The organism is Pseudomonas sp. SIMBA_068, assembly GCF_046534705.1.
GTDB lineage: Bacteria > Pseudomonadota > Gammaproteobacteria > Pseudomonadales > Pseudomonadaceae > Aquipseudomonas > Aquipseudomonas putida.
On record NZ_JAWRYI010001143.1, the window covers coordinates 1 to 251 of the forward strand.

Here is a 251-nt window from a genome sequence, read left to right on the forward strand (position 1 = left end):
GTTAATCATAAATGGGGCCGCACGAAAGTGACCGTTGTTGTGGGTATTGTTACTACGATTATTGCGTGTTTCCCGTTTGTATTTTCTCAACTGTTGGGATTTGTTGGAATAATGGGCCTAATGATGGCCCCTGTAGGTGCTGTTATTGTGGCCGAGCATTGGTTGTTCCCTCGCATAGGATTTACACGCTATTGGTCGAAATATAAAGGCAACACTACTAATTATGCGGCCATTATCACGTGGTTAAGTTC

1 pseudogene is annotated in these 251 nt (G+C 43.4%); it reads left to right on the forward strand.

The features are described 5' to 3' along the window. A pseudogene (locus SB756_RS33085) lies at nt 1-251 on the forward strand (hypothetical protein); the annotation flags it as partial.